The following is a 26,510-nucleotide window of genomic DNA, read 5'->3' on the forward strand; positions in this document are numbered from 1 at the left end:
TGTCGCACGGGGAGACCGGGACGGCGCCCCGTGCCGCTCACGGCCGGCGGGGGGCCGTGACCTCCGCCCACACCGTCTTCCCGGAGTCCCGGGGCACCGAGCCCCACGCCCGGGCGAGCCGGCCCAGCACCACGAGTCCGTGCCCGCCGGGTACGGCGGGGTCGGCGTGCGGACGCGGCCGGGGCGGCACGGGGCTGCCGTCGCTGACCTCGATGCGAAGCCGCTCGGGGGTGCAGTTGAGGACGAGCTCCAACGGCCCTCCGGCATGCAGACAGGCGTTGGTGACCAGCTCGGACACCACCATCAGGACGTCCTCGGAAATCGCCCGCCGTTCGTCGTCCCAGTCCGGTTCGGTGTCGGTGCTCGTGTCCCAGGCGTACGGGTCTTCCCCCGGGAACTCCTCCGGGGGCCTGGCGAGACCGCCGGGCGGCAGCCATTCCCAATCGGCGAGGGCCGTCGCGCTGAAGTCCCGGCAGCGGCCGACCACGCCCCTCGTCCCCGAGATCCCGAGACGGCGGGTCTGGCCCTGCTGCGGAAGCGCCGCGCTCACGGTCACTCCTGTCGTGGGCCCGCGAGCGCCTCGCCGAGGCTCGCGTACCGGGGGAAGACCGCCCCCGCACCGGTGATGGTGAGCATGCGGGCCACCTGCGGCCGCAGCGCCGCGAGCTCCACGCGGGCCTCGCTCTCCTGCGCGGCGAGTCTCGCGCGCAGCAGCACGTTCAACCCGGTGGAGTCGCAGAACAGCAGCTCCGCGCAGTCGACGAGGATCCGCCGCGCCCCGCCGGCGATCGCGTCGTCCAGGGCCGTACGCAGCGGTTCCGCCGTGTCGTGGTCGAGCTCGCCGGTGAGTGCGACCACCACGATGCCCGGTTCCGGGCCGGGCCGGGCCGTGACCGTGAACCGGCCACCACCGCTGCTGTCGCTACCGGCCCAACCGTCCTGTGCTGACACCATGCGCGGTTCTCCGTCCGTCTCTGCCGGTTCTCCGTGCGCCGGCCCCACCACCCGCCGTTGCTCCGTCCGTCCCCACCGGGACTCGGCGCGTCGACCCCATCGGATACCCGCGCCTTTCCGCCGGTGACAACCCCGGCTCCGGTGACAACCCCGACTATGGCACCGCCTCCGCCACACCGCCCCCGCTCCGCGGACTCGCGACGGCGCGGCGCTCCCGGTCCGGCCCTGGTCCCGGGTCCGGGTCCGGGTCCGGGGCCGGTCACCGTAGGCCGCTGAGGAGCCTCACGCGGCGACTACCCAGCGCTCGCATGACTAGGCTGAAATACCCGTCGATTCTTCACACGAGCGGCGAAAGCTGGCGCATGCGATGAACGTAGTCTCCGACTTCGAACTGCTGGGCGTGACGATCCAGGTGGAGGGGCGCCCCGACATGCCCGTACGTCTGGCGCCCGCCCAGGGACACGGCGCCGGGCCGCCGCCCGCACCGCTGGTGCTGCGGGAGGGGTCGGAGTTCCGGGTGCGGCTGGAATTCGCCGTGGGGGCCGGTAGAGACCTGGAGGGGTTGCGGTTCATCGACGAGCGCACCCGCCAGGGCATGACGGTCGGCCATCAGGAGATCCTGCTCGGCGACTACCGACGCGGGGGGCCGTACGAGATCGTGCTGCCGCCGGAGCGACTGCCGGTCGGCCATATGGCCCGGGACGTCTACCAGGTGATCGGCACCTTCGTGGACAAGGAGGGCCGGGTCCTCGGCTGCGAGTCCCACAGCTTCGAGATCACCAAGGACTGGCCCCACTGATCCCGCCCGGCGCCCGACCCCGCCCGTGTCGGCCGCACTCCCGCAGTCGTCACGGCGCACCCGTCGCGGTGCGGAGCGGCCGCACGGCTCGGCCGCACCCCGTTCGCCGTCGCCCGGCAGATGGCGCCCGGAGCAGGAGGCCGGCCCGGCGTCGCTCGAACGGGTCGGCAGGGGCGTGCGGCCCCCGGCGGCCGGACTGCTGCCGGGCACGCCCCGGCGACGGCCACCGGTCCGTGCGCAGGACTCCGGCCGGAGCTTCCCGGATCAAGCCGTGCATTCGGCGCCCGGACGGCTCACGATGGGCTTGAGGCGAACGGAGGCACAGCGATGAGCAGCTCTTCGATACGGATCACGGCCGCACTGTCCACGGAGCACCGCGGCCGGCTGATGGAAATGGCCAAGGACGTCAAGTTCCCGGAAGGGGCCCGTGTCTTCGAGGAGGGCCGCCTCGCCGACCGGTTCTGGATCATCCGGTCGGGGACCGTCACGCTGGACATCCGTGTTCCCGGCCGGCGCCCCGCCGTGATCGAGAACCTCGGCTTCGGTGAACTCGTGGGGTGGTCGTGGCTGTTCCCGCCGTACGTCTGGCAGCTGGGCGCCGAGGCCATGACCCCGGTACGCGCCCAGGAGTTCGACGCGGTGCCCGTCCGCATGCTGATGGACGCCGATCCCGCGTTCGGCTCGGCGATCGGCCAGTGGGTGGGCCGCGTCCTGGCCCACCGGCTGCACTCGGCCCGGGTGCGGCTGCTCGATCTGTACGCCCCGTACGGCAGCGGTCTCACACCGTGAACCGAGCACCGTATCCTGGCTCCGGGCGACGGACCGCGATCACCGCTCCCGGGTCCGCTTCCGGGGTGTCTCCCCGGTATGCGCTCCCCCGGGAACCCGGCCCGGCGCGTGCCGTCGTCACGCCCCTGTACCGCCGTCGTCGTCCGGAGGAGTTGGGAAGTGCACCATGAGCTATGAGGTCCGTGGCGGTCCGGCGGTGCCCGCTGGGGCCCGTGCGGGCAACAGCGGCCGGGGCAGCGGCCCCAGGCTCGTGGCCGTCAGCGATCTGCACGTCCGCTACGCCGAGAACCGCTCCGTCGTCGAGCGGTTGCGCCCGGAGTCGGACGAGGACTGGCTGCTGGTCGCCGGTGACGTCGGCGAGTACGTGGCCGACGTGCGCTGGGCGCTGGACCTGCTGGCCGGGCGGTTCGCCAAGGTGGTCTGGACGCCGGGCAACCATGAGCTGTGGACGCCTCCCGACGACCCGGTGCAGTTGCGCGGCGAGGAGCGCTACGAGCACCTGGTGCGGCTCTGCCGGGAGCTGGGTGTGGTCACTCCCGAGGACCCGTTCCCGCTGTGGGAGGGGCCCGGCGGACCGGTGGCGATCGCCCCGCTCTTCGTGCTGTACGACTACTCGTTCCGGCCCGCCGGAGCACGCTCCAAGGAGTCGGCCCTCGAGATCGCCGAGCAGGCCGGAGTGGTGTGCACGGACGAGTTCCTGCTGCACCCGGACCCCCATCCGTCGAGGGACGCCTGGTGCCGCGCCCGGCTTCGGACCACGGAGGCGAGGCTGGCCGAGGTACCGGCGGAGCTGCCCACCGTCCTCGTCAACCACTATCCGCTGGTGCGCGAGCCCACCAGGGTGCTGTGGCACCCCGAGTTCGCCCTCTGGTGCGGGACCGAGGCGACGGCCGACTGGCCACGCCGGTTCCGTGCGTCCGCCGTCGTGTACGGCCATCTGCACATCCCGCGGCTGGTGTGGTGGGAGGGCGTACCCCACCAGGAGGTGTCCCTCGGGTATCCGCGCGAGTGGCGCAGTCGCCCGGGGACGCCCGGCCGCCCCGTGGAGGTCTTCCCGTTGGTTCCGGACGGAGCGTGCGCGTGATCGGCAAGCTGCTGCCCCCGCCGATCGCGGTCTGCGAAGTCTTCGCCGACCCCCCGGTGTTGGAGATGTACCCCGAGGAGCGCGCCGTCGTGGCGAACGCCGTGCACGAACGCCGGCGGGAGTTCGGCACGGTCCGGGCGTGCGCCCGCAAGGCGCTCGGAGAACTCGGCTACGCACCCGGGCCGATCCTGCCGGGAGCCGCGAGGGCCCCGCAGTGGCCGCCCGGCGCGGTCGGCGCCATGACCCACTGCCGGGGTTACCGTGCGGCGGCCGTGGCACACGCTGCCGACGTCGTGACGATCGGCCTGGACGCGGAGCCCCATCTGCCCTTGCCCGACAAGGGAGTCCGCGAGCTGGTCACTCTCCCCGAGGAGCGCACGGCGCTGGACCGGCTGAGCGCCCTGCGCCCGGAAGTCTGCTGGGACCGGCTGCTCTTCAGCGCCAAGGAGAGCGTCTACAAGGCCTGGTACCCGCTGGCCCGGCGATGGCTGGACTTCGAGGAGGCCGCCCTCACGATCGACCCCGACGACGCCACCTTCCACGCCCGGCTGCTCGTGGACGGCCCGGTTGTGGACGGCCGCCCGCTGACGGGATTCGACGGGCGCTGGCTCGTCGAGTCAGGGCTGGTGGTCACGGCGATCGCGGTGGTGCGCTGAGGGGCGAGCGCTCGGGGTGTACGGCGATGGCGGCCACGCCGCTCGGCACGGGGACGACCGGGGCGCGTAGCCGTGGCCGGCCGGTCCGGGGCGTCCCGCCCATCGTGCGGCCGACCCCGGCGAGCCGCCGAATCCCCTTCGAGCGGGGCGCCGCGTGGTGCCTGCGGTCGCCATCGAGCTGACGTCTGAGCTCATGCAAGCAGTGGGAAGCACGGTAGTGCGAGACCTGGGTGTCGGTCAGTCTGCGTACGGCACAGTCGCCACACTTGCTGCACCAGCCGAAGGCCTCCCTGGCGAGCAAGTCAGTGACGGTCGGGAGATCGTCGTTGGATGCGACGCCATGTCTCCCGGGCACTGGTTCATCGGCAGGCCCACGCTGTGTTCCACCGGTGCCCGCGCCGCGGAGAGCGCGCGGTTGACGGTTCGCTGGGTTGGTGTGAGGTCGCGGCCTGGCGGGCGACTGAGAGCGGCCGTCACCCACGGGCCGGCTCCCATGTGGGCGCGGTCGGCGAGGACGGGGATACCCTGGCATTCGCAGATCCGGATGATCCGGTGGGTGCGGGCCGCGGTGAGGCCGTGGGCACGGCCGGCAGCGCGGGCGAGATATGACGACCACTCACCTGAAGCCCGGGGGTCGGGGTAGAGTCGGAATGTGCGTCTTGGGCCAATCAGATCGCGCGTGTTGCCCGGGAGCAGCATTCGGGTGCGCATGCATGCGGGGGAATGCTTTGAAGGAACGCTCGCGGAGATCGACGAGGACTGCCTCGTCATCCGTACCGCGGACGCGGAGATCATCCTGGAGGCGGAAGCCATCCAGCTGGTCGAACGCCGCTCACTCGGACCCACCTCCACTGGCGAGGACGTAACCGACGCCCCTACGGGAGCAGTTCGGCGGCCTGAGCCCCAAGCGCCGCCAATGCCCGATCCCCCCGTCGAGGTCGTGCTCCCGCCCGCCGCCCTGCTCGCCCTGGCGGAGCTGGAACAGCGGGTCCGCAGCCTCCCGCTGCGGATTGCGGAACCGGATTTCGCCGTATACACCGATGACCTGAACGACGAGACCCGCATCCAGCTGGACCGCGACATGCTGAGCATCCGGAACAGCTACAGCTACGCCCTGAGAGTCAGGGACACGGCCAAGATCCTCCAGTGCGCTGGCCGTCTCCGAAGGGTCTCGGACCGCTACGACGCCGCCGACTGCCTGCAGATCGCGGGACGGATGGTCTGGCTGCTCGGCGAACGCGGCAAGGCCCTCGAACTGTTCGCCGACGCTGCAGACGCCCTGAACGACAGTTCCTCCTGCTTCGATCTGGCGGTGGCCCAGCGACACGCTGGTGAACTCGCCTACGCCACCACCTTGCGGAACTGTCTCGACCAGGACGTCCCCGCGAACGACCCCGCTCTGACGGCACTCGTCGCCTGTGTACTCGTCGACGGCGTCGGCGCCGCCGAACTCGCCGGTCTCGTCCAGGACGCCGCCGGATGGGAGCCCGGCCCGGCCCGGCTGAGCGTCCTGCACGGCGGCCTGCTGTGCGCTCCCCGGGAAGGGTTGACCGGTTTCCCGGTCGACGACTGGAACTCGCCCGGTGCCCCCGCCGACGCGTTCGCCGTGGTCGCCGCGAAGCTGCACCCGGAGCCCGCTCCCGCCGCCCCCGTACGGACCGCGAGGCGGACGCCGATGCCCCCGCCACCACGTCCGGTGCCGCGTACCGCACCGACCGGTCCGCCGCGTCCCATTCCTCCGCCGGCCGTACGCACACCGCAGGTTCCGCCACCGGCCGCACCCGCGCCTGCCCTGAAACCCGGGCTGCCGCTCGCCGCGCCTGCGCCGGACCCGCAGGTCCGGACGACAGGGCTCGACGACACGCGGGTGCGAACCCTGTCGGACAAGGTCCGTGCCTGCGCCGACCGCGGGGACCTGGCCTCGGCCCGGCAGGCGCTTTCCACGCTGAAGTCCCTCGCGCCCCGCCACTCCCTGACCTGGGGTGCGGAGAAGTACCTCTCCCAAGCCGTCGGCACCCCTGCCGGCGCTTCCGCCAGTACCTCGCTCCGGACCGCTACGGCCACCACTCGGCAGAACCACGAGGCGTACAACGGCGCCCAGCAGGACAAGGGCCACTTCGCCCGTGCCGAGGCCGCGCAGCGCCGCCAGGACTACACGGCTGCGAAGCGCCATTTCCAGCAGGCCATCGAGCAGGGAGACCACCGTGCCCGCGCGGTGCGCAGGCTCGTGAACCTGCTGTCGACCCGCCTGCGGAGCCGCGACGAGGCGCTGGCCCTCCTCCAGGAGCACAAACATCTGTTCGTAACCGACGCCGAGCTGTGGAACTGGTCCCAGCAGCGCAGCACCATCCTGGAACACTCCGGAAGGTGGGAGGAGGCACTGGCCGAGTTGCGCGGCATGCTCGGCCGGGGTCCCACCGGCGACGAGCGGGTTCGGTTGGTGGGCCGGATCGCCATGGCGCTGCTCAAGACGTTCCAGCCGCAGGAGGCGAAGAAGCTGCTGGAGGCCGAGCTCCAGCGCGACCCGCAGCAGCAACCCCTGCGCGCGGCCTTGAACCAGCTCATCCAGGCGATGGAGACGAACGTCTACTCCAAGGTCGACGCCGTGGTGCAGCTCCAGTACGCGGCCACGTCCCATCTCAGTCCACTGCTGACCTTCCATCTCGACCGCTGCGAGTACCGGGGCGTGCGAGCGGAGAAGGTGGCCAAGCGGACGTTCACGGAAGACGACATCAAACGCCTGGACGACCTGGTCTCAGGACGGGCCAAAGGACGGCTCGGCAGCAACTTCCCCCGTGAGCGCGCCGACTACAACCTCTCGGCCGCCCGGATCATGCGTGACCTCGGGATCACGGACGACCGGTTCCGCAGCCGGCTGCGGTACTTCGCGGCCGCGATGGGAGACGCCTGCGCCATCGAGGCGAAGGGCAACCCGGACGTCATCCGGACCTACTATCTGGAGTCGGTGAGCGTCAAGAGCGACTGGGACGACCTGGTCGACGTCAAGCTCCGGCAGCTGGTGATGTCCTTCACACACAGCGGCGTACAGCTGCTCGACATGCGTCGGCTGCCGTCCCTGGAGAAGGCGCTGGCCCTGGTGATGGCCGAGAAGCACCTGACCCAGGTGGTCTTGGTGACGCTGCTCTCGCTCCCGACGGTCGGTGAGACGGTCACCCGTCTGATCAGGCGGGTCTGGGCGGACCGGACCACACGCGAGATCTTCCAGAAGGCGCTGACGGACCACCTCGACGAGGACGTCACGGTGACCGACGAGTCGAGCTTCACGCAGGCCTGGCTCGCGGCGGCGAGGGAGGGCGTCCACCGCCGGAACGTCTACCACCAGATAAGCGTGCTGGCGGAGACGGCACCGGCCCTGACGGCCCTGGACCGGCACACCACAGAGCTGGAGCGGATCGCCGAGGCAGTGATCGGTCTGGCTTCGGCGACGGACCGCGCCAGGATCGAGCACTGCCGTTCGGTCGTCACGGAACTGCGCCAGTACGTCCGGCAGAGCGTGTACGTCGAACGGGAGCGGCTCTTCGGCGGCACGAGCAGGACCATCCGCGCCCATGTCCAGGAGTACGAAAGCGCCCCGACAGCGCTGTCGCTCCAGATCCTGCACCCCTACCTGTGCGTGCTCGACACCGAGCTCAGGAAGCACTTCGAGGTGTACCAGAAGAGCGTGGAGCCGGAGAACCTGAAGGTGGAACTGGTCATCGACCGGTATCTGCCCAGCGGGGGCCGGGTGGACGTCCAACTGGAGGTGTCCAACGAGCCGGGAGCAAGCCCGGTCAGCAACGTCGTGCTGACCGTCCTGCCCAGTGCCGACTACACGGCCGCCGAGGCCACAATCTCGGTGGCCGAGTCCATCGGGGCGGGTGAGTCGAAGACCTGCCAGATCTCCCTGGTCGCAGGCAAGCCCACCATCGAACAGGAACTGATCACCCTGGTCAGCCGGATCGGGTTCACGCTGCGCTCGCAGCGACGGGTCGAGGCCGAGGTGGAGCCGAAGTCGATCCGGCTGCACACCGACACCGAGTGGACCGAGATCCCCAACCCGTACAGCGCGGGTCTTCCGGTGGAGAACCCGGACATGTTCATGGGCCGCGACCCGCTCATCGCCAATCTGGCGGAGACGGTGACGGGGCCCCACCGGGGAAGCGTGATCGTCTACGGACAGAAGCGCGCGGGGAAGTCGTCGGTCCTCTTCCACCTCCGGGAGAAACTGACGCTGCCGAGTCTCGCGGTGAGCTTCAGCATCCAGGATCTGGCGGGCGGCATCTCCTTCGCCGACTTCCTCTACCGCATCGGTGACGACTTCCACTGGTCGATCAGCAACCTGGTCGCGGACGAGGGCTGGGAGACCGATCCGCTCCCCGAGCCCAGCCTGGAGCAGATCAGGCTCGCCCCCCAGCAGAAGTTCATCGAATACATGCGTCGTCTGCTCGCATGGCTGAGAGCCACGCCGCCCCTCGCGGACAGCCATCTGGTGCTGCTGATCGACGAGTTCAGCATGGTGCACAAGGAGATCCGCAGCGGGAATCTGCCCGAGAGCTTCATGAAGGGCTGGAAGGCCATGCTCGAAAAGGGGTTCTTCCGCTGCGTCCTGGTGGGAAACGATCTGATGCCGAGATTCATCCAGGAGTTCCCGAACGAGTTCCAGGTGGCCACGGAAGCCCGGGTCTCCTACCTGGAACGCGCCTATGCGAAGGACCTCATCGAGAAGCCGATCCGGCTGCCCGACGGAGCCAGCCGGTACCGGGGCAACGCCGTGGACCGCATCCTCGAACTCACCGGCCAGAGTCCGTATTACATTCAGTTGTTCTGTCACGAGCTCGTGCTCTACATGAACAGCGAGGACGTGCGCGGGCCGGCCATCGGGCCGGCTGACGTCGAGGCCGTCGCGGACCGGCTCATCGTGGCCCTGGGCGAGAACGAGTTCGACAACCTGCTCACCCCCGGCGACAGCGAGGTCACCGACATCAGCGGCGAACTCGTCATGGAGGTCCTCCAGGTGACCAGGCGGGAGGTCGGACGGGCCATGTACCACGTGGGGGACGGGCACGCTCACCCGGAGGCCGAGCGGGTCATCCAGGACCTGGAACGCAGAGAAGTACTCCAGCGCCTCTCCGGAAACCGTTACCGCATCAGGGTCGGACTCTTCAGCCAGTGGTTGCAGCATCGATGGGCGTGAACGCGGCGGAGCCCGACGGCCCCCTGGACCTGATCACCAATCCCTACGCGGGGTACGGCTCCCCCGTCGCGGGACCGGAGTTCGTCGGCCGTACCACAGCGATCAGCTCGATCCGAAACCGGACGTTCACCTCGCTGGAGACGGCATCGGTGTCGATCGTCGGACCGCCCAGGGTCGGGAAGTCCAGCCTTGCCCGGCACGTCCACGACCAGCTCGCCACCGGCCGCAGTGTCCGGGGCCTGACCTTCGTGCCGGTGTGGATAACGGTCAGCGGCTGCGACTCGGAGCAGTCGCTCTTCCGCGAACTCGCCTATGCCGTCCAGACCTGGATGTCCGACCGCGACCTGCACGCCGACCGACTGGAGCCGTTGTACGAGTCCCTGTCCGCGGTCGTGTCCTGGGACGACATGCGGATGCGGCTGCGCACCTATATGCGCCGGCTCCGGCGGCTCCAGTACCAGGTCGTGGCCGTACTGGACGAGTTCGACGCCGCCCGGAACGTCTTCCGGCGCCCCGAGCCCTACGAATTCCTGCGCGCCCTCGCCTACGAGCCGGACGTGCGCGTCGCCCTCATCACCACCTCCCGGCGGGGCCTGGCGGAGATCGTCGTGCGGTCGACACCCGAGTTGTCCACATTCCCGCAGATCTTCGGACTGCCGGTCACCCTGGGGTGCTTCGACACCCGGGAACTTACGGCTCTGATCGCGAGATCCCCTCACATCGGCCCGGACCTGAGACAGCCCCTGCTGACCTGGCTGGGCCGGGAGGCCGGAGGCCAGCCGTTTCTGGCGTCCGCGCTGCTGTCCGTGCTGCACGACCGATGGGCGATCCACGGAGTCCCACCACCCGCCGAGCTGCCGCACCACCTCGGCGAGGCCGTCGCGACGTGCAGCGACCTGACCGTCCGGCACCATGAGCACATGCTGGAGCTGCTGCGCGACGAGGACCGGCTCAAGACCCTCCTGGAGGTGCTCTTCGGTCCCCAGGTCAACGCACAGCCACAGGACGCCGAACGACTGGCCAGGGAGGGGATCATCCGCCCGACCGCCGATGGCTGGGAAGGGTTCTCGGAGAACTTCCAGGAGTACCTAGGCCTGCTGGAGCGGAGGTCGGACGACTGGTCGTTGTGGCAGCTGACGGAGACCAGACTGCGGGCTGGCCTGACCACCGCGCTGCGGGCCGCGTACGGCGACCTGTGGCTGGTCAAGCTCAGGGAGTGCCAGAAGCGGCTGATCGAGAAGTGCGAGAGCCGGCAGGAGCGGGTACAACGGGGCTTTCGCGAGCTCGCTCCGGACGAGAGCCCGCTCGACTACGCCTACCCGCAGGACCTGCTGGCCATCATCATGATGCACTGGGAGCAACTGCGGCCGGCCCTGGGCCACTCGAAGGACGGCTGGCAGGAACGGCTGGAGCTTATCGCGCGGGTGCGCACACCGATGGCGCACAACCGGCGCTCCGGCACCTCTCCCCTGCTCATGGAGCGGTTCCGCGAGTACTGCCAGGACGTGCTGCGTTGGCTGCCGCAGCCGACGGATCGGGAGCCGTCCTCCGCGTCCTCAGGGCTCCGCCGTGCTCCCGTCGGTGACGTGGACGCTGGGCCGGTCGATCAGAGCGCTGTAGACGCCGGAATCCAGCCGTAGCTCCCTGGTACCGGGAATGGGCCGGTGCTCATGGTCCGGGCGTGTACAGGTCGGGAATGCCGAGTACAGCGCGTAGCGTCGGCCCTGCGACTGGTAGACCTTCTTGACCTCTTGGACCATCGGGCCAAAGTCGGAGTCCTGGGACAGGATGATCAGCGTGGAGTACTCCTGCTGCCAGGCACCGCGGAGCGCAAGGGACGCGAGCCTGATGTCGGCGCCCTTCTCCTTACGGCGCCCCGCCGTGGCATTCAACGTGCCGCAGTTCCCGCACGTCACGCTGCGGTCCAGCGACGTAGTGCACTGTGTGCACACCAGTTGGTGGTAGCTGAAACGGGCTTGCTCATGGCGCACGCCGTAGTTGCGGAGCTTACGCAGACGCTTGCGCCAGGCGTGGAACTCCGGCGCCTCTTCCGGGCGGTTGCGGTCGGGGAGGGCCATAACCACGGCAGCTCCGCTGACAGTGTCCGCGCCCGTTTCGGCTGCCACGTGCAGGGCCAGCCGGTCGAGCGGGAACTTGGCGGCGGGACCGTATCCGAAGCACCGCAGGGCGGCGACGTAGTGGTTCCATCCATCGACCAGAACCAGGCAACCCGATTCCACCCTCTGCTCCCCCTTGAGAAGAAAGTGACCGAGAACAAATGACACAGAAAAACCCCGCTGGGGGCCACAGGTCTGTTTCCAGAGGCGACGCTAGCAGCGGGGGCACTACAGAGTGTAGCGAACCGGTGAGAAGGCTTCAAGCGGTTGCGCCCCGGGGGCGGGCTCCGACGTCCGCGGAACCCGCCCCCCGGGTCCCCCTCACCGGTGGGATGTCAGGCCGCGTCCTCCTTCCCCGGTTCCTCGATCTCCTCGGCCAGCCCACCCTTCTCGTTCGCCGCGACCTTGAAGCTCAGCAGCGCCCCCGGCGCGAACCGCTGGACCGCTGAGCGGGGCGTGAAGACGTGGTGGCTGTTGCCGAGCTGGTCCTGGACGCGCAGCCAGCCGTGGGCCTTGCCCTCGGGCAGCTTCAGGGTGCCCTCCGCGTAGTCGTCCACGAGGAGGATGCCTACGGCATGGCGATTGCGCTCGCTGTCAACCCGTCCCGTCGCCACGAACACGATCCGGCTGCCGACCCGCAGGGACTCCCCGACATCCTCCGGATACACCAAGTGGCCGGCACGGAAGTAGAAGTCCTCGCCGGACCGGGAGTCGCGGACGAACCCGAAGTTGGCACCGGGCTTCCAGCAGGTCACCTCCCCGGAGTGCCGCTCCTCCAGGGCTCCCTGGCGCTTGTCCTGGGCCGGCTGCCGCTTGCCTGCGGAGCGCTCGACGGGGAGGCGGGTCGTGCCGGGCGGCGAGGACGGAGCCTGTCGCATGCGGTCGGTGTTGCGGGTCACCGCCTCGGACTTGAGCCCGTACAGCTGTTGGTCCCACAGGATCTCGTAGTACTCCACCGGTTGGTCGAAGCCCTTCAGCGGGGCCCGTTGCACGTCTCCCTGGTACTGCTCAGGGGCGCGGCCGAGGGCGATGCCGAGCCGGCTGGCAATCTTCATGACGTTGGCCGCAGACGCCGTTGCCCGGTCGACGAAGATGGCCTTCGGGGAGGCGGCGTCGCACAGGCGCTTCGCCTTGTCGACCACCGTGCCGACGTAGTCGTGACCGCCCGTCGGCGTGGTGAAAGCGACGACCGAGCCCGTGCTGACACCTATGCTGCAGTTGAAGTCGATAACGCCCCTGGCCCCCGTACGGCCCTGGTTCGCGTCGTGGACTGCCTCCTGAACGGACACGGCGACGTTGACGGCGTCGGTCGCCCGGTCGCTGTCGAACGTGATCATGATGCCGTCGCCGAGGTACTTGATCTCCGCCTCGGGGTCCGCCTGCACGGCGAGGGCGGTGACCGCGTCGTACAGCCAGCCGAGTGCCGGCAGCCAACTGGCCTCGGGCTGCTGCTCCTTCATGACAGTCGAGCCGACCTGATCGATGAACAGAACGGTGCGCGCTTCCCGGGATTGGGGTTCGGCGAACGCTTCACGAAGCTGAGTGGCCATGTGTCTCACCCTTCGATGCGATGCGATGCGGACTGGAACGGGGCCCGGTCGGCCTCCGACACCTACTAACGGACACGGTTGCAAGGACCCCGCACCGAGCCGCTGTTGACACGGTGGTGACAGGCCGTCATAGTGATGCGACCGCATCGCTGCGGCCGAGCACTTCGCTCCTACTGTGCTGTGCACAGGACACGTTGACCCTACGGGCCGACCCCACACATGTGGGTCTCCTCATCTCCAGGGAACGTGTCATGTCGAAGTCCAACTCCTTCTGCACCGCCCCCGACACCTGTCTGCCGCGCAGCGCGACCCTCGTCTGGGGCATCACCCGCCAGGTCCGGCAAGCGCTGCACGAGGCACGCCGGTCGGGCCCCTGTCACCGCCCGGCGCCGTTCGGGGAAGCGGACCCGACGGCGAGCCGCCCCCGTGACGTGTGCGAGAGCGTCGGCTGTGTCGACCTCTTCATGGAAGTGTGGATTCCGGCGCACTCCGCGACGCACGCCCGGTTCCGGACGCACGGCCCGGTCCCCGACTCCGCTTTCGCCTACCTCACCAGCAGCGCCCGTTCGCAGCTCGCGGAACTGAACCGCCAGAGCCGCGTGGCCCGAGGCGGAGTGGCCCGGCCCCAGCGACGGGACGGGACCATCGGCCGGATCGCGGTCTCCTACGAGGACCCCTGGTCGGCCGACGTGTTCCGCTTCCTTCTCGGCTATGCGGCCGCCGCCGGGCCCCAGCCGGGTACCTGGCCGCTGGATACCCTCATCTGCCGCAAGAACGCGTTCGACGGGGGCGACAGGGTGCCGGGCAGCCGGGCGGCGCGGGACGAACTGCGAACCGACGTCGAGAGCTGTCTGGCGGTGGTCAGGCACGTGGCGGGCGTCAGGTGGCTCCACGACTGCATCCTGCTGCCCTTGGCCAACCGGGGAGGAAGTCTGGCTGTGCCGATGGACGACGATGCGCGGTCGGCACTGGTGGGCGAGGAAGCCGACGACGGGCTCGATACCGCCGCGACCGTGATGCTCCAGGACCTGCTGGACCGGACCGCTGCCGGCGTCGGACCGGGCGCTGCCCTGCGCGCCGCGGTCGACGCCTGGATCGGTGACGGTCCCCGTCCGGCGGCATGGGCGGCGACCCGCGGCAACGACATCGCTCTGCGACGCCTGGCGAAGCGCCTGGTGTCGGACCTCGTCCAGCAGAAGGAGGCGGCGTGAACACCACCACCCGACGCCACGTGCGGACCGCGACCGTGACTCCGGCCGAGATCAACGCGCTGATCGACACGACCCGGCAGGAGAACGCGCGGGCCGACACCAAGTCCGCCGCTCTCCTCACCGTCGTGGGCATCGGATTCACCGCGTTCTCGGTCGCCGGTGCGTCGGCCGTGACGGTGCCCCTGCACGGTGGTGCCCGCTGGCTCTGTGTCTCGGCGTTGGCCGGGGTGTGCGTGGTGGCGGAGCTGCTGCTGTTGGTACTGCGCCCGGTGCTGGGGAAGGGCGACGTGGGCCAGCGGTACTTCGCGACCTGGCGTCACTACGCCTCGGCCCCCGAACGGCTGGCGAGGGAACTCTCCGTCGACGAGGAGGCGTGCCGCACCCTGATCCAGCTGAGCAGCATCGTCTGGCGGAAATACCGGCTCATCAGATGCGCGGTCGACCTGATGATCGTGGTACTGCCCCTCATGGCCGCCGCCCTGTCCGTGGCCCTCCTGACCCGCAGGTGACCTGGCCGTACCGTGCCTACGAACGCCTTCGGGTGGGTGGCACCTGCCACCCACCCGATGCGTCTCAGCGTGTTGCGCGCACCGCGCTCGCTGCCGAGCCCGACCGTCGTGACCCGCTGACCGGGTCAAGGGCGCCGGTCCCCAACTGGTTCCCAAAAAATGATCAAGGGCCGGTTTCGGATGCCTCCGAAACCGGCCCTCACCTGCGAATTCGAAAAGTCGGGACGACAGGATTTGAACCTGCGACCCCTTGACCCCCAGTCAAGTGCGCTACCAAGCTGCGCCACGTCCCGATGCGCTGATCCCCCCGGGGTCTGCTCCCCGGCTGAGCGCGCAGGAGAACATTACCCCAATCCGCACCCCGCCCGGAGACACGACCCCCGCCGAGCGCCGTGGACCCGCCGGTGGGCCCGGTGGCGGGTCAGGGGTGACAATCGGGGCGTGACCAGGACGTCGAGGGATCGCGATGACGAGGGTCGGGCGCGCAACGCCCGTCCGAGGGACGGGCTGGGGCGGCCGCTCCCCTACGGGCAGGAAGGGGTGGGCCGGCAGCCGGAAGGGGTGGTCCGCTCGCCCGATGAGACTCTGGCCGAGGCGCAGCGTCTGCTGGACGCGGGCATGCCGTTCCATGCCCATGAGGTGCTGGAGGACGCCTGGAAGTCCGGACCGGAGGAGGAGCGCGGGCTGTGGCGGGGCCTGGCGCAGCTGGCGGTGGGGCTGACGCATGCGGCGCGCGGCAATCCCACGGGCGGCGCCGCGCTGCTGGCTCGGGGCGCCGGCTCCATCGCCCCGTACGCGCCGGGGCGGCCGTACGCGGTCGACGTCGTGGGGCTGGCCCGGTGGGCGGAGGCGCTGCGGGACGAACTGCGGCGGGACGGGAGCCCGGTCCCCGCCGCGGAACGGGCACCACGGCTGCGCGCGGACTGAGCCCGCATTCCACGGACGGAGGCGCCACCACCGCGTACAACCACTCGGCGGACCGAGGTGTGGGGGGATGCACCCGGACGGTCCGGGACCCCGACGCCGGGGACCTGCTGCGCGAGCTCGCGCCGGTCGTCGGCATGACACCCGGCGCTTCCGCGACCTAGGCCTCGCGGAGGACGCCGTCCAGGAGGTGCCGCTCGCGGCCTCGCTGCGGCGGCCGGAGGAGGGCCTTCCGCGCAGTTCCCGGGGCTGGCTCATCCGGGTGGCGAGCCGGCGCATGACCGAGCGGCCGGAGTGCAGGAAGGCGACGGTCTCCCCGTCCGGGAGACCGATGGTCTCGTCGTCCGAGGGGGAGCCGGCCTCCGCCTCAATTGCCCATCGGCCCGGAGGAACGCTCGCGTCGGAGCGTCGTCGCAGGCCGGCGGTGCGGGCGGGAGCAGCCCGCACCCGTTCCCGGGGGGCGCGCGGGGGGTGACAAGGGTTTTCCCCGTATCGGGTTCACCGCGCCGTTCCCTACTGTCTGCCGCACCGGCGGTTCCCGGCCAACCGACCTGAATGTCAGGTGCATGTTAATGCTGGGTTACGTCCGGTGGCGGCTCTTGACCAGGGGCCGTCGTGCAGGAGGCGGCGCACGGGCTCACCCGGCCCGGGGCACCACGGATCGCACCCCCACAGCGAACCGCGGAGGCCATGCGCCGCCCCTCTGCGTTCCTCACCGTCAGTTGAAAGGGATCATCTTGAACGGTTCCGGACGGAGACTCATATCCGTCGTGGCCGCGAGCGCCACGATATTGGGTGTCGCCGCCACTTCCTCCGTGGCGTTCGCCGCCGCCTCGGGGGAGCCCTCGCCGAAGCCCGCACCGGCTTCGCAGTCGATGACCGCGCTCCCCTCCTCGCCCGTCGAGAAGGTCATCGTCACCTACAAGTCCCAGGCCGCGGAGGCGGGTTCGAACACCGCCGCCGCCGGTGACGCCAAGGCCAAGGGCTCCGAGACCGGGGAGAGCCTGCGCTTCGAGCGCCGTCTCGCCGGCGGTGCCGCCCTGGTCGACCTGGGCGGAGAGGCCTCGAAGAAGGACCTCGCCGAGGTGATGGACGCCTTCCGCGCCGACCCCTCGGTCGCCTCGGTGGAGCCGGACATCCGCGCCTACGCGATGGCCGTCACCCCGAACGACACCGACTACGCCAAGCAGTGGGACCTGTTCGAGGCCACGGGCGGCATGAACGTCCCCGGCGCCTGGGACAAGACCACGGGCAACGGTGTCACCGTCGCCGTCATCGACACCGGCTACGCCACCCACTCGGACCTGGCCGCGAACGTCGTCTCCGGTTACGACTTCATCTCCAGCTCCGCGGACGCCCGTGACGGCAACGGCCGCGACAGCAACGCCGCGGACGAGGGCGACTGGAACGCCACCGACAACGAGTGCGGTCTCGGCTCCAAGGCGAGCGACTCGTCGTGGCACGGCACCCACGTCGCGGGCACCATCGCCGCGACCACCCACAACAGCAAGGGCGTCGCGGGCATCGCGTACAACGCGAAGATCCAGCCCGTGCGTGTGCTCGGCAAGTGCGGCGGCTCGTCCTCGGACATCGCCGACGCCATCACCTGGGCGTCCGGCGGAAGCGTCCCGGGCGTCCCGGCCAACCCGACCCCGGCGAAGGTGATCAACCTGAGCCTCGGCGGGGCCAGCTCCACCTGCCCGAGCGTCTACCAGAACGCCATCAACGGAGCCGTGTCCCGCGGCACCACGGTGGTCGTGGCGGCCGGCAACAGCAACGCCAACGCCTCCGGGTTCACCCCGGCCAACTGCGCCAACATCATCAACGTCGCGTCGACGAGCCGTGAGGGCAACCGGTCCTTCTACTCCAACTACGGCTCGGTCGTCGACGTGGCGGCGCCCGGCGGAGAGACCCGCCGTGGCACCGACACTCCCGGCACCGTCACCACCCCCGAGAACGGCATCCTCTCCACGCTGAACTCGGGCGCCACCACCCAGTCGGCCGAGAACTACCAGCCCTACCAGGGCACTTCGATGGCCGCGCCGCACATCGCGGGGCTCGCCGCCCTGCTGGAGTCCGTCAAGCCGGCGCTGACCCCGGCCGACATCGAGTCGGCGATCAAGGCCAACGCCCGCCCGCTGCCCGGCACCTGCACCGGCGGCTGCGGCACCGGCATCGCCGACGCCACCAAGACGGTGAACGCGGTCTCCGGCACCACGCCCGGCGGCACCACCTTCACCAACGGCACGAACGTCACGATCTCAGACAACTCAACGGTCACGTCCTCGATCGCCGTCACCGGCCGCTCCGGCAACGCCCCCGCCGCCCTCAAGGTCGACGTGGACATCAAGCACACCTGGCGCGGCGACCTGGTCATCGACCTGATCGCCCCGGACGGGACCGTGCGCAACCTGAAGACCTCGTCCGGCTGGGACAGCGCCGACAACGTCCTCGCGACGTACACGGTCGACGCCTCCAGCGAGGTCGCCAACGGGACCTGGAAGCTGCGGGTCCGCGACGTGGCATCGGGTGACACCGGCTACATCGACAGCTGGAGTCTCACCTTCTGAGACACCGGCACGACCGGCATCCATGCAGGTCAGGGGCGCGTCCGCGGGCATGGTCCGCGGGCGCGCCCCGCGTTCGGCCCGGTCCGGACCTGTCCGCATGCCGGACACGGGGCCTGGACTGGGCTGATCGGGTTCGTATCCTCTGCTCGAACGGGCAGGGGGCCCGCGCACGCCGGAAGGTGGTGGTGGGTACGTGAACGTCGGCCCGTACCTCCCCCTGCGCGCGAACGCGGGGAGACCTCCCGTGCCGGTCGGCCGGGCCGAACTCCTCGACCGCCTCGACCGGGTCCTGCACGCCCGCGGACGCGCCCTGCTCACCGGCCCCGCGGGCGTCGGCAAGTCCGAAGTGGCGCTCGCCATCGCGGCACGCGCCGAGGCGCGCGGCGAGAAGGTGCTGTGGCTTTCCACGCTCCCCACCGACCGCGGGATCCCCGGAGCGGCGGCGGCCGCGCTCGTGGCCTCCGTCACGGCGTCGGCGGCCGACCCGGGGCAACGGCCGGACCCCGCCCCGAGCGGCGGGAGTCCGGCCGAGGAACAGGACGCCCTCCGAATGTTGCCCGGCCCGCAGCGCGACGCCGTGGCGATGCTGTGCCGGGAGGCACCCGTGCCCGAGGAGGGCTGGGACCGCATCGCCCTGCGGCTCGCCCTCGCCGGCATCCTCCGCACACTCACCGCCGGCAGTCCGGTCCTGCTCGTCGTGGACGGAGTCCAGCGGATGGACCCGGAGAGCGCCGACCTGCTGCGCTTCGCCCTCCATCTGGCCCCGCCCACGCTGCGGGTCGTCGCCGTCGAGACCCCGGACGCCGAGGCGTACGGGCCCGGATCCTCCGGCGAAGGCCCGGAACCGCTGTGGGTTCCGTCCGAGGCGGACGTGCTGAACGTGGCACCGCTGCACGCCGACGAGATCGCCGAACTCCTCATCCACCACCGGCTTCCGTCCCGGATGGCCGGCCGTATCCACCGGGCCAGCGGCGGCAACCCACGGCTCGCCCTCGCCATCGGCCGCTCCCTCGCCGACGCACGGACACCGGTGCACCACGCCGAGACGCTGTCCCTGTCCGGCCGCGCCCGCGACCTCGCCCGGCAGCTCCTCGGGGTGGCCTCCCCCGCCGTGCGCGCCACGCTGCTGCTCGCCGCGCTCGCACTGCGGCCCTCGGCGTCGCTGATCCGCCGGGCGGGCCGCCCCACCGCGGAGTCCGACCTGGCCACGGCCGAACGGGCCGGACTGATCACCCTCACCGAGGACGGGACGGTGTCCTTCACGGCCGGCGTGCTGCCGTCGACACTCGTGCACGACGCCTGCTGGATCGAGCGCAGCCAGGGGCACGCCGCGCTCGCGCGGGTCGTGGACGACCCGGTGGAGGAGGTGCGGCACCGGGCCCTCGCCACGGACGTACCCGACGAACAGCTGGCGGCCGAGGTCGCCGCCGCGGCCGACTCCGCACGGCGCCGCGGCAACAGCGCCCTAGCGGCCGAACTCGCCCTGCTCGCCGCGGAGTCCACGCCCGGGCGAGAGGGGACGCAGCGGATCGCCCGGCTCGTCGACGCGGCGGAGGAGGCCGCCCGTGCCGCACGCGCCGACCTCGCGGTGCGGGCCGCCACCGATCTCCTCTCCCGGGATGCCGGCCCTGCCGACCGGGTCCGGGCCCGCCTCGCGGTGCTGGACACCGCGGGTCAGGGACTCACCGACCTCGACGAGATCTATGTGCACGCGATGGAGGACTCCGAGGGCGACACCGCGCTGCGCGCCGCCGTACAGCTCCGTCTCGCGGTGAAGTACGTACTCGCCGACGGCGACCCCGTACGCTCACGGGCGGCCGCCGTCGACTCGGCGGAACTGGCCTCCTCGGTGGGCGACGCGAGGACGGCGGCCAGGGCCCTGACCGTACGGGCGCGCATGGAACGCTTCCTGGGCTCGCCGGACGCGGAGCAGGTGCTGGCCGAGGCGCGGGCCCTGGAGATGGTCGAGCGGCCACCCGGGATCCGCAACGCCGCACAGATACTGACGATCCGTCATGCCCTCTTCGACGACCGGCTCGGCGACGCCCGGGACGAGCTCAACGCGCTGCTGCCGCTGGTCGAGCGCCGCGGCACCGTCGAGGACGCCATCGAGCTCTTCAACACCTCCGCGGAGGTCGAGGCGCGGCGCGGCCAGTGCGCGGCGGCGCTGTCGCACGCCGGACGGTCGCTCGCCCTGACGCTGGAGGCGGGCCTCTCCCCGGGGCCCGCCTGGTACTCGCTGGCCCTCGCCGAGACGGCCGGCGGCAGCTTCGCCCGCGCCGCCGGCTACGCGCGCCGCAGCGCCCAGGCCTCCGAGGAGGAGGGCGACCATGTGTTCCTGTCCCGCAGCCTCTACGCGCTCGGACGGGTCCAGCTCGTCACCGGCGACGTGGCCAACGCCCTGGAGACCCTGAGGCGGGTCCAGGCCGGGGAGCGCGCCCAGTCCGCCGTGGACCCGTCCATGCTGCGCTGGCACGAGGAACTGGCCGAGGCGCTGCTCGCCAACGACGCCCCGGAGGAGGCCGCAGGGGTGCTCTCCGACGTCCGCCCGGTCGCGGAGCGGCTGGGCCGTACGACGGTGCTGCTCGGCTGCGACCGGGTGTACGCGCTGTACCTGGCAGCGAGCGGGAAGGCCGACGAGGCGTCCGGGCTGCTGACGGAGACGGCCGACCGGTTCGGCGACGCGGGGCTGCCGCTGGAGCGCGGCCGGGCGCTGATCGCGCTCGCCAGGGTGGAGCGCCGCCGCCGCAGGCGATCGGCGGCCCAGCAGGCGCTGCAGTCGGCGGCGACGGTCTTCGAACGGTCGGGGGCGACACCCTGGCTGGCGCTGGCGTCGGAGACCCCGTCGGGCTCGGCCGAGCCCGCGCCCGCCCGTGACGGCGCGCTGTCGTCGCTGACGGAGGCGGAACTGCATCTGGCGCTGCTGGTCGGGCAGGGCGCCAGCAACCAGGAGGCGGCGGCGCGGCTGTATCTCAGTGTGAAGACGGTCGAGGCCCGGCTGACCCGCATCTACCAGAAACTGGACGTGCGTTCGCGGGCACAGCTGGCCACCGCGCTCAGCGCCTGGCCCGGGCTGAGGCCGCCGGCGATCCCGGCCGGCGGGGCGGCCGGCTGAGAGCCGCCGGCCCCGGGGGTGCCGGGAAAGTGCCTCCGGACCGCCCGCCGCCCCCACCCGGTGGCGATCACCATAGGCGGCCGTGCCGCAGCCACGGTCCCGGCCGGTTCGGAGGCGAGCCGGCCCGGCACGGCCACCTGCCGGCGGCCCGGCGTGGTCCGGCCGGTGGCCGCACCTTCGCACGGCGGCCGGAAGACTCCGACCAGCAGCCGTCAACCGCCTTCAGCGACACCCCGAAGACTGCGGCCACGTCCTCACGGTCCCGCCCCGCCACCAACGCGGCCACCGCCCTCAGCCGAAGGGCCTCCTGTGCCGACGGCGACAGATGCCGCGCGTCCCCCACCAGATCGCTCACTCCCGCCCGACGACCCAGAACCCAAACCGTTTCGGATCAATGAGGGGCTACCCCGCCATGCCCACCCGACCGTCGAGTTTCCGGTCAGGCTTTCGGCGCTCGCACAGGGCGTAGGCGTGTACTTGGCCGCGGAGCATCTTTGCCACCCATGAGTTCGGCCTCAGGAAGGAAGGCGTGTTGACGTCGACCATGTCGGCCACCAGAGGCGGGGAGGTCTGCGGGTCCTCGAGGGTGACGGGCAGGGCCTCGTAGCCGCCGCCGATGAGTGTCGTGCCCTTCGGGCAGGTCGCGTACGAGGGCTGCGCGGGTTCGGAGAGGGGACCGAAGACGACGACGGGGGCACGATCATCCGGGGCAGGAGTCGCAGCCAGGGCCTGGGCGGTCGGGGAGCTGGCCAGGCCGACCGCGATCGCACCGACGAGGGCCGCGCTCCTCAGTGCGGGCAGTGGACTACGGTTCATGATCGTCATGCTTTCCTCCGTACGGAGCGGGTGCGCCGATTCGCGCGGGACGGGGATCACTGTGTGCGAGGAGCTCGTCACCCTTGCCCCTGCGGCGCGCGAGCCTGTCGAATTCATTCGGATGGAAGGCGTGCGTACAGGGCCGCCAGGAGGGCATCCCACCAGGTGGTGTAGGGGGTCAAGGCCCATCTTCGTCTCGTGGCCGGCGAGCCATCCGGGTCAAGAAGCCAACGGCGTGCGTGCCTGCGAGAAGAACCAGAGAACCCTCCCGGCCGACCGGTCAGACGATCTTCACCATGGACACCTCCATCGACCAGCCCGAGCACCCCGAACCCCGTGCACACCAGCCCACCTGACGTGCGGGTTTCACGATGCACACTGCTCAGTGATCCTCGATGAACCGGTAGCGGCTGGTTACCAGGTCATCTCCGAGGCGAAAAACTTCGTGGCCCTCCGCAGGATGTCGCGCTCGGTGGCGAGCTTCTGGTTCTCCTTGCGCGCGCCTGCTTCAACTCGACACGCAAGAAAGCAAGTTCAGCCTCGATCTCCTCATGCGTGACCGCTTTTCGCCATGGTCCTGCCGTCCTTCGTGCTCGTGTTCGTGTTCGTCGCCGCCGACTCCTCGCCATCGAGGGCACGGTGGGTACGTACCCAGTTGCGCAGGGTCTCGCGGCTGACGCCGAGGCCCTTGAGACACCCCTCCGGCTCCTCTGCGTGTAGACCCACAGGAACCGGCGGGTGAGACTCGCAACCTCGCGCATGAACATGTACGCAGCGAAGGTCGCGGCATCCGGCGCGGGACGGGTCTTCAGGTCCAGCAGCCTGTACGCCTCGTGGAACAGTCGCCTTACCGTCTCGTCCTCGTCTGCGCCCAGTTCCTCGGCGAGCAACTGCTACAGGTGGCCGATCAGGGGTCTGAGGTCGTCGAGGACCGAGACACGGTGGCCGAGTGCATCCGCCTGCGCGACCTGCTCTGGGCCGTTGCCATCCCCCATGCCGAGTACAAGCCCCGACCCTTCAGTGAGCACACAGGCACAAGAAGCACGAGAGGCGCTGGGTGCCCGGCTTCGCGGCTTCGCGGCTTCCGCAAGGATGCGGGGTTCGCGAGTGGCCGGGCATTCGCGCTGGCCACCGGCTGGGCAACTGCGGGGCACCCGCGCTGCGGCATGCGGCAGACAAGCTTGGACAGCTGCTTGCATCTTGAGCCCACGATGATCATCAGTCGCCTGTGACCAAATGTGACACGAGAGTCTAAAAATGATCAAGGGCCCCACCTCACTGATGTGAGGCAGGGCCCTCTCACCTGCGACTTCGAAAAGTCGGGACGACAGGATTTGAACCTGCGACCCCTTGACCCCCAGTCAAGTGCGCTACCAAGCTGCGCCACGTCCCGGTGCCCGTCTGACCTGGGGTTTCCCCCGGCCGAACGCGCACGAGAACCATACCGCACTTCGCCGGGTGGTCACGAACCGATTGCCGGTTGACCTCAAGTGCGGTTGAAGTTGCACGGTGGGCCCATGACGCCGACAGCATCGACCACGCCCCGTGACCGCACCCACACCCGCCAGGACCTGGACCGCCTGATGGCCCGGATGACCGGCGACGAGAAGCACGGGCCCGCCGCGACCTCCACGCTCGACGCCCTGTGGGTGCTCTACGACCAGGTGCTCAGAGTGACCCCCGAGACCGCCGGTTCGGCGGAGCGCGACCGGTTCCTGCTGTCGAAGGGCCACGGTCCCATGGCCTACTACGCGGTGCTCGCGGCCAAGGGGTTCATGGACGAGGAGTCGCTGACCGGGTTCGGGGCGTACGACTCCCCGCTCGGCCACCACCCCGACCGGGTGCTCGTGCCCGGCGTGGAGATCGGCAGCGGCTCGCTCGGGCACGGACTGCCCCTCGCGGTCGGCACCGCACTGGGCCTGCGGGCACAGGGGCTGGACGCTCCCGGGGTGTGGGTGCTGATCGGCGACGCCGAGCTGGACGAGGGGAGCAACCACGAGGCGATCGCCTACGCCGGCGCCGCAGGGCTCGAGCGGCTCCACACGCTGGTGATCGACAACGGGTCCGCGACCCATGGCTGGCCCGGTGGCATCGCCTCCCGCTTCCAGGCGGCGGGCTGGTCGGCGGCGACCGTGGACGGACACGACCACGGAGCGCTGTACGCGGCGTTCACCGCGCCCCATCCCGGGCGCCCGCGCGCCGTCGTGGCCCGCGTCGAACCGAAGGACGCCTGACGGGCTCACCGGCCGCGCACCCGGCCCGGACGACCAGCGGACAGCGCGGGAGCGCCCGACGGGCACCCGGACACCACACGAGGGAATTGATCATGGACACGATGCGGGACCGCTTCATCTCGACGACGACCCGGCTGCTGGACGAGGACCCCCGGCTCGCTCTCGTCCTGGCCGACATCAGCGGGGACGGATTCCGGCCCGCGGCACGGGCACACCCCGACCGGGTGATCAACGTCGGCATCCGCGAGCAGCTGATGATCGGCGTGGGCGGCGGAATGGCTCTGACGGGGCTGCGGCCGGTCGTGCACACCTTCGCGAGCTTTCTCGTCGAGCGGCCGTTCGAACAGATCAAGCTCGACTTCGGGCACCAGGGCGTCGGCGGGGTGCTGGTGAGCGCGGGCGCCTCGTACGACTGGCCGGCGGGCGGCTTCACGCACATGGCGCCCGGCGATGTGGCCCTGCTCGACACCCTCGACGGCTGGAACGTGCACGTACCCGGACACCCGGACGAGGCGGAAGCCCTGCTGCGGGAGGCCGTCCCCGGGGACGACCGGGTCTATGTGCGCCTGTCGCTCCAGTCGAACGAGCAGGCGCGGCCCGTCGACGGCACCCGCTTCACGGCCGTACGTGAGGGGCGCGGCGGCGTGGTGGTCGCCGTGGGGCCGATGCTGGACCCCGTGCTGGCGGCGACCGGGGGAATGGATGTGACGGTGCTGTACGCGACGACCGTCCGGCCCTTCGACGCCTCCGCGGTCCGCCGGGCGGCCGGGCGCGGATCCGCCGACGTGGTGATCGTCGAGCCGTATCTGGCGGGCACGTCGACCGCCGCCGTCAACGACGCACTGGCCGATGTGCCGCACCGTGTGCTGGGGCTCGGCGTCGCCCGGCGGGAGCTCCGGCGGTACGGGCGGATGGACGAGCATCTCGCGGCGCACGGCCTGGACCCGGCCGGGCTGCGCGGGCGGATCGGGCGCTTCCTCGGCGACGGCGCGCGCCACTGAGCGGGCGGCCACGTACCCCCTCGGCGGCCCTCCCCTCGGTCGTCACCCCTGGCCCCTGGCCGGCGGGGCGAGCCACGCGGCGACGGCCTCGGCGATGGGCAGACCGGTCTCCAGTTCGATGAAGCCGAACTGGCCGCCCTGGTTGCACTCCAGGAACCACCACAGCCCCTCCTCGTCCTCCGCGAAGTCGAAGGCGGCGTAGGCGAGTCCGGCCAGGCCCATGTAGTCCCGAACGGACCGGGCGATGCGCTCCGGTACGTCCACCGCCCTCCAGGGCTGGCCGGTGTCGCCGTACCGTCCGTCCACCTGTCCGTCCTCGGAGAGCTTCCGGGCGGCGAACAGGCGTGTGCCCACGGCGGTCAGGCGGATGTCGGACCGCTTGGGCACGTACTGCTGGAGCAGCGTGGGAGCGGCGGCCACACCGGAGAAGTCGGCGTCGGGGGGGATGCGGGTGGTGGGCAGGGACACCGGCGGATCGCCGGGCGGCGGCCCGGAGGCGGACTTCACCACGATGTCCTGGTACTGCGCCGCGAACTGCCGCGCCACGCGGGGGAACGTGGTGACCACGGTGGGGGGCACGGCGAAGCCGCTGCGGTGCGCGAGGCTGAGCTGCCAAGGTTTGCAGCGGGCCTGCGCGGACACGCAGGGGTGGTTCATCCAGCGTGCGGTGGCCGAGTACAGCATTCCGTACAGTGCCTGCTCGGTCTCCGCGGTCAGCCATGCCGAGGGCTCCTCGGCGTGGGCGGCGGGTTCGCCGGGTCTGCGCACCCATATCGACCGCAGGGCGCCCATGCTCAGCAGCCGGCCGTCGGTCGAGATGTGGCCGTAGAAGTCACCGCGCACATACTCGGCGGACAGAGCGGCCTCGCCCGGGAGATCGGCGGGGTCGAGCCGCACGAGGGGCACCCCCCGGTCGTGCAGCTTGGCGATCACCATGTCTGCGGTGACGTCTTGACGGCACGTCAGTATCAGTACGGTCATCGCTGC

Annotated in this window: 21 protein-coding genes, 2 tRNA genes and 1 pseudogene; 14 read left to right on the forward strand and 10 right to left on the reverse strand. The window is 70.9% G+C overall.

The features are described from left to right. Nucleotides 1-37: 37 nt before the first annotated feature. Nucleotides 38-556, reverse strand: a complete 519-nt coding sequence (locus tag FEF34_RS04135; protein WP_407698251.1) for an ATP-binding protein — start codon at nucleotides 554-556, stop codon at nucleotides 38-40. Further along, nucleotides 553-954, reverse strand: coding sequence for an STAS domain-containing protein (locus FEF34_RS04140; RefSeq protein WP_138051908.1), 402 nt, complete (start codon nucleotides 952-954; stop codon nucleotides 553-555). Before FEF34_RS04140 ends, FEF34_RS04135 begins: the two co-directional genes overlap by 4 nt. 367 nt (nucleotides 955-1,321) lie before the next feature. Here FEF34_RS04140 and FEF34_RS04145 point away from each other — a divergent pair, with 367 nt between their 5' ends. From FEF34_RS04145 to FEF34_RS04160, 4 genes are all read left to right on the forward strand, one after another. After that, complete coding sequence (locus FEF34_RS04145; RefSeq protein ID WP_138051909.1) at nucleotides 1,322-1,753, forward strand: rho GDP-dissociation inhibitor; 432 nt, start codon at nucleotides 1,322-1,324, stop codon at nucleotides 1,751-1,753. Between the two features lie 327 nt (nucleotides 1,754-2,080). Further along, on the forward strand, nucleotides 2,081-2,542 hold the full coding sequence (locus FEF34_RS04150; RefSeq protein WP_138051910.1) for a cyclic nucleotide-binding domain-containing protein: 462 nt from the start codon (nucleotides 2,081-2,083) through the stop codon (nucleotides 2,540-2,542). A 166-nt stretch (nucleotides 2,543-2,708) separates the two neighbouring features. Continuing rightward, entirely contained in the window at nucleotides 2,709-3,626 is a 918-nt protein-coding gene (locus tag FEF34_RS04155; protein WP_138051911.1) for a metallophosphoesterase family protein, read from the forward strand. Beyond that, nucleotides 3,623-4,282, forward strand: coding sequence for a 4'-phosphopantetheinyl transferase family protein (locus tag FEF34_RS04160; RefSeq protein ID WP_138051912.1), 660 nt, complete (start codon nucleotides 3,623-3,625; stop codon nucleotides 4,280-4,282). Before FEF34_RS04155 ends, FEF34_RS04160 begins: the two co-directional genes overlap by 4 nt. Before the next feature lie 372 nt (nucleotides 4,283-4,654). Here the strand turns inward: FEF34_RS04160 and FEF34_RS44135 are convergent. Continuing rightward, nucleotides 4,655-4,887, reverse strand: a pseudogene (locus FEF34_RS44135) (transposase family protein); the annotation flags it as partial. Nucleotides 4,888-4,991: 104 nt separating this feature from the next. Here FEF34_RS44135 and FEF34_RS04170 point away from each other — a divergent pair. Continuing rightward, nucleotides 4,992-9,476, forward strand: a complete 4,485-nt coding sequence (locus tag FEF34_RS04170) for a tetratricopeptide repeat protein (protein ID WP_138051913.1) — start codon at nucleotides 4,992-4,994, stop codon at nucleotides 9,474-9,476. Beyond that, nucleotides 9,452-11,116 carry an AAA family ATPase gene (locus FEF34_RS04175; protein ID WP_138051914.1) on the forward strand — a complete coding sequence of 555 codons (1,665 nt, stop codon included), beginning with the start codon at nucleotides 9,452-9,454 and terminating at the stop codon, nucleotides 11,114-11,116. The genes FEF34_RS04170 and FEF34_RS04175 overlap by 25 nt, the downstream gene beginning before the upstream one ends. On the opposite strand, the gene FEF34_RS04180 is transcribed toward FEF34_RS04175, so the two are convergent. Further along, a complete protein-coding gene (locus FEF34_RS04180; protein ID WP_138051915.1) occupies nucleotides 11,033-11,716 on the reverse strand; it encodes an NYN domain-containing protein in 684 nt (227 codons plus the stop codon). The two genes, FEF34_RS04175 and FEF34_RS04180, sit on opposite strands and share 84 nt — an antisense overlap. 212 nt (nucleotides 11,717-11,928) lie before the next feature. After that, nucleotides 11,929-13,143 (reverse strand): adenylate/guanylate cyclase domain-containing protein, encoded by a 1,215-nt coding sequence (locus FEF34_RS04185; protein WP_171052808.1) that lies wholly within the window; start codon nucleotides 13,141-13,143, stop codon nucleotides 11,929-11,931. A 251-nt stretch (nucleotides 13,144-13,394) separates the two neighbouring features. Between FEF34_RS04185 and FEF34_RS04190 the strand changes: the two genes are divergently transcribed. Continuing rightward, nucleotides 13,395-14,354 (forward strand): hypothetical protein, encoded by a 960-nt coding sequence (locus FEF34_RS04190; RefSeq protein ID WP_138051917.1) that lies wholly within the window; start codon nucleotides 13,395-13,397, stop codon nucleotides 14,352-14,354. Next, nucleotides 14,351-14,863 carry a Pycsar system effector family protein gene (locus FEF34_RS04195; RefSeq protein WP_138051918.1) on the forward strand — a complete coding sequence of 171 codons (513 nt, stop codon included), beginning with the start codon at nucleotides 14,351-14,353 and terminating at the stop codon, nucleotides 14,861-14,863. The genes FEF34_RS04190 and FEF34_RS04195 overlap by 4 nt, the downstream gene beginning before the upstream one ends. Before the next feature lie 219 nt (nucleotides 14,864-15,082). Here the strand turns inward: FEF34_RS04195 and FEF34_RS04200 are convergent. After that, nucleotides 15,083-15,156 (reverse strand) — tRNA-Pro (locus tag FEF34_RS04200). 148 nt (nucleotides 15,157-15,304) lie between these two features. On the opposite strand from FEF34_RS04200, the gene FEF34_RS04205 reads away from it, so the two are divergent. The 3 genes from FEF34_RS04205 (at nucleotide 15,305) to FEF34_RS04220 (ending at nucleotide 21,472) form a co-directional block, all read left to right on the forward strand. Then, entirely contained in the window at nucleotides 15,305-15,790 is a 486-nt protein-coding gene (locus FEF34_RS04205; protein WP_138051919.1) for a DUF309 domain-containing protein, read from the forward strand. An 872-nt stretch (nucleotides 15,791-16,662) separates the two neighbouring features. Further along, nucleotides 16,663-18,357, forward strand: coding sequence for a S8 family peptidase (locus tag FEF34_RS04215; protein WP_138051921.1), 1,695 nt, complete (start codon nucleotides 16,663-16,665; stop codon nucleotides 18,355-18,357). A 193-nt stretch (nucleotides 18,358-18,550) separates the two neighbouring features. After that, nucleotides 18,551-21,472, forward strand: coding sequence for a helix-turn-helix transcriptional regulator (locus FEF34_RS04220; protein ID WP_138051922.1), 2,922 nt, complete (start codon nucleotides 18,551-18,553; stop codon nucleotides 21,470-21,472). Between the two features lie 402 nt (nucleotides 21,473-21,874). On the opposite strand, the gene FEF34_RS04230 is transcribed toward FEF34_RS04220, so the two are convergent. Beyond that, nucleotides 21,875-22,297, reverse strand: coding sequence for a hypothetical protein (locus FEF34_RS04230; protein WP_138051923.1), 423 nt, complete (start codon nucleotides 22,295-22,297; stop codon nucleotides 21,875-21,877). A gap of 540 nt (nucleotides 22,298-22,837) precedes the next feature. Continuing rightward, nucleotides 22,838-23,014 (reverse strand): hypothetical protein, encoded by a 177-nt coding sequence (locus tag FEF34_RS41005; protein WP_171052810.1) that lies wholly within the window; start codon nucleotides 23,012-23,014, stop codon nucleotides 22,838-22,840. Nucleotides 23,015-23,229: 215 nt separating this feature from the next. Here FEF34_RS41005 and FEF34_RS43885 point away from each other — a divergent pair, with 215 nt between their 5' ends. Next, nucleotides 23,230-23,520, forward strand: coding sequence for a hypothetical protein (locus FEF34_RS43885; RefSeq protein WP_407698341.1), 291 nt, complete (start codon nucleotides 23,230-23,232; stop codon nucleotides 23,518-23,520). 87 nt (nucleotides 23,521-23,607) lie between these two features. Here FEF34_RS43885 and FEF34_RS04240 read toward each other — a convergent pair. Then, nucleotides 23,608-23,681: transfer RNA gene (locus tag FEF34_RS04240), tRNA-Pro, on the reverse strand. Between the two features lie 124 nt (nucleotides 23,682-23,805). Here FEF34_RS04240 and FEF34_RS04245 point away from each other — a divergent pair. Both FEF34_RS04245 and FEF34_RS04250 read left to right on the forward strand, forming a co-directional pair. Then, on the forward strand, nucleotides 23,806-24,522 hold the full coding sequence (locus FEF34_RS04245; protein ID WP_138051924.1) for a thiamine pyrophosphate-dependent enzyme: 717 nt from the start codon (nucleotides 23,806-23,808) through the stop codon (nucleotides 24,520-24,522). Between the two features lie 92 nt (nucleotides 24,523-24,614). Beyond that, nucleotides 24,615-25,523 (forward strand): transketolase family protein, encoded by a 909-nt coding sequence (locus FEF34_RS04250; RefSeq protein ID WP_138051925.1) that lies wholly within the window; start codon nucleotides 24,615-24,617, stop codon nucleotides 25,521-25,523. A 42-nt stretch (nucleotides 25,524-25,565) separates the two neighbouring features. On the opposite strand, the gene tgmB is transcribed toward FEF34_RS04250, so the two are convergent. Beyond that, entirely contained in the window at nucleotides 25,566-26,504 is a 939-nt protein-coding gene (gene tgmB, locus FEF34_RS04255) for an ATP-grasp ribosomal peptide maturase (RefSeq protein ID WP_138051926.1), read from the reverse strand. Between the last annotated feature and the right edge of the window lie 6 nt (nucleotides 26,505-26,510).

This window comes from Streptomyces marianii, from assembly GCF_005795905.1.
In the GTDB taxonomy this organism is placed as follows: Bacteria; Actinomycetota; Actinomycetes; order Streptomycetales; family Streptomycetaceae; genus Streptomyces; species Streptomyces marianii.